This window comes from Psychrobacter sp. FME6 (assembly GCF_014861365.1).
Classification (GTDB): domain Bacteria; phylum Pseudomonadota; class Gammaproteobacteria; order Pseudomonadales; family Moraxellaceae; genus Psychrobacter.
This window is the reverse complement of the sequence record NZ_RRYW01000174.1, coordinates 1-2,719: the sequence shown is the minus strand read 5'-3', so window position 1 is coordinate 2,719 and position 2,719 is coordinate 1. Positions and strand designations below refer to the sequence as shown.

The following is a 2,719-nucleotide window of genomic DNA, read 5'->3' as shown; positions in this document are numbered from 1 at the left end:
TGCTTCGGCTGTCACCCTTCTTTTATTACTCCAGCATACTTTTTGATACACCACCTAATAATCATAACCGACGCTATAGCCAGACTTATGAGCCTAATCGCATTGATATAAGCTACATACTCTATTGAAAAAAACATTTGTTATGGCGCTGTTATGCACACAAGGGACATTTATTATGTGGAAGAATATGGGACTGACAGGCAAGATTATTGTTGCCATGATACTCGGTATCATACTGGGTTTATTGATAAACTATTTAGGACTGAACGCTGAAGGCAGCTTCGTTAATACTTATGTCACCAACGGTTTTTTTGCTATTGTCGGTAAGCTGTTTGTCAACTCGCTCAAAATGTTGGTGGTGCCTTTAGTTCTCATCTCGCTTATTTGTGGCGTTTGCGGCATTGGTGACATCCGTTTACTTGGTCGCATTGGTACCAAAACCTTTCTTATCTATATGATGACAACGGCCTTAGCGATTGCAACAGCGATTGGGCTTGGCTCGCTATTTGGTATCGGTAAAGGCATGAATATCGAAACCGAAGCAGCGTTTGAAGCCGCGTCAGCACCACCATTGCTCGATGTATTCTCAAACATCATTCCGTCCAACCCCATCAGCGCGATGGCGAATGGCGATATGTTATCGATTATCTTCTTTGCCATTCTCATCGGTGTCAGTATCTTGATGGTTGGTAAACCTGCCAAAGGCTTGGTACAAAGCTTAGAATTAATTAATGAAATCATCTTAAAGATGGTGACCATTATTATGAATCTTGCTCCTTACGGCGTTTTTGCACTCTTAGCCAAAGCCATGTCTGAGCTTGGATTGGACCTTATTTGGTCGTTGCTCGGCTATGTGGTGGTATTGATTGGTTCATTGGCTTTCCATTTTTTCATTACCCTGATGATCGTACTCAAGGTCTCTTCGGGCTTATCGATCAGAACCTTTTTGGCAAAAATGCGTGAAGTTCAGATTTTTGCGTTTAGTACCTCAAGCTCAAACGCGACAATTCCTATTACTTTGCGTACCGTCACTAAGCGTATGGGGGTCAACAATTCAGTCGCTTCATTTACCGTGCCTTTTGGTGCCACTATCAATATGGATGGTACGGCTATCATGCAGGGCACGGCGACTATTTTTATTGCCAATATTTATGGCATTGATTTGGGCGTGACCGAGTACCTGACTGTTATTTTAATGTCAGTGCTAGCCTCTATTGGTACCGCTGGTGTGCCGGGTGTTGGTTTGATTATGCTTTCCATGGTATTTGCCCAAGTCGGCCTACCTATCGAAGGTATCGGCCTTATTTTAGGTGTGGATCGTATCTTAGATATGCTACGTACCGCTGTAAACGTCGGTGGTGATGCGGCCGTCACTGCTATCGTGGCAAAATCAGAAGGCAAAATGGATTTAGCAATTTACAATGATCCTGATGCTGGAGCAAAAGACTTGTTTGACGGTCATATCGATGAAGACAATGAGCGTGAATTTTCAGAAGTCTTTAGTGATGGAATCATGGGTAGTGAGTACGATGACATTGATCGTCGCCACTAGTCATTCTTATTATCTATAAATGCTTATTAATAAAAAAACCTCAGCCACATTTCACATTGGCTGAGGTTTTTTTGGCTCGGCTACGTATACTTTCTTAATAGATATCACCCACTCACTGTGAAAACTTAGATTAACCAATAAAGCGTTAGGACAATTAACCAAAAACGTACTTGGTTATCATCGCCAAGCATACCAAGACAATCATTGGACGAATCAGCTTACTACCGCCTTTGACCACCATATGCGAGCCAAAATACGCCCCTATCGTTTGACCTACCATCATTGCTAGCCCTACTTTCCAAAGGACATTGCCGCCCAAGATAAAGAATATTAACGAGCCAATATTGGTAGACAAGTTCAATACCTTTGCCGCGCCTGTCGCTTCGACTATCTGCCGGCCGCGCAATGCCACATTCCCAAGCGCAAAAAACATCCCCGTTCCAGGTCCCATATAACCATCATAAAAGCCAATCAAGGGCGCAGCAACTTTTTGCCATTTGCCTTCTGAAATACGTGGTGCCGCTTCTACCTCACCAAGTTTGGGTGCAAATAAGGTATAAATACCGATAGCGGCAATCAAAAACGGAATCAGTTTTTCGAGTAAATCCGGTGGAGACATCTGTACCGCAATACTACCAATCACCGAACCAATAAAAGCAGCGATAATAGCCACTTTTATACGCTGCGGCTTGACCACCCCTTTTTTGATCATCGTAATGGACGCTGCCAATGCACCTGAGGCGGCTTGCAGCTTGTTGGTGCCTAGCGTTAGCACGGGTGGGATATTGGCAAGCAACATAGCGGGTATGGTCAACAAGCCACCGCCACCAGCAATGGCATCAATAAATCCTGCCAGCGCTGCTACAGCAGTAAGCATTAAAATAATCTCTAATGAGAGTGATACATCCATGACGCTGACCTACAAGTTTTAAAACTTAGATTAACACACCAAGTGCAACGCTAAATTATATTATAGAACACCTGATTGGGCGTTTTAAACCCTAAGCGTTTTCTTGGTCTGTTGTTTAGTTTATTCTCAATGTCCTGTATCTCATTATCAGAGACTTGTCTAAAGTCACAACCCTTAGGCAAGAACTCTCTGATTAATCCGTTGGTATTCTCGTTGGTTCCTCGCTGCCATGACGCATAAGCATCGGCAAAGAAGAA

Annotated in this window: 3 protein-coding genes; 1 reads left to right on the top strand and 2 read right to left on the bottom strand. The window is 43.3% G+C overall.

Annotated elements, in window-relative coordinates; translation table 11 throughout:
• Positions 1–175 precede the first annotated feature (175 nt).
• Complete coding sequence (locus tag EI162_RS13970) at positions 176–1,552, top strand: dicarboxylate/amino acid:cation symporter (protein WP_192524907.1); 1,377 nt, start codon at positions 176–178, stop codon at positions 1,550–1,552.
• A gap of 154 nt (positions 1,553–1,706) precedes the next feature.
• On the opposite strand, the gene EI162_RS13965 is transcribed toward EI162_RS13970, so the two are convergent.
• Both EI162_RS13965 and EI162_RS13960 read right to left on the bottom strand, forming a co-directional pair.
• Positions 1,707–2,462 (bottom strand): TSUP family transporter, encoded by a 756-nt coding sequence (locus EI162_RS13965; protein ID WP_192524906.1) that lies wholly within the window; start codon positions 2,460–2,462, stop codon positions 1,707–1,709.
• 50 nt (positions 2,463–2,512) lie between these two features.
• Positions 2,513–2,719, bottom strand: a 207-nt coding sequence (locus EI162_RS13960; protein WP_192524905.1) for an IS30 family transposase, incomplete at its 5' end; no start/stop codon positions are given.

Bases quoted from the DNA above. Each gene is read 5' to 3' on its own strand.
- EI162_RS13965 (WP_192524906.1), bottom strand. From the start codon at position 2,462: ATGGATGTATCACTCTCATTAGAGATTATTTTAATGCTTACTGCTGTA.
- EI162_RS13970 (WP_192524907.1), top strand. From the start codon at position 176: ATGTGGAAGAATATGGGACTGACAGGCAAGATTATTGTTGCCATGATA.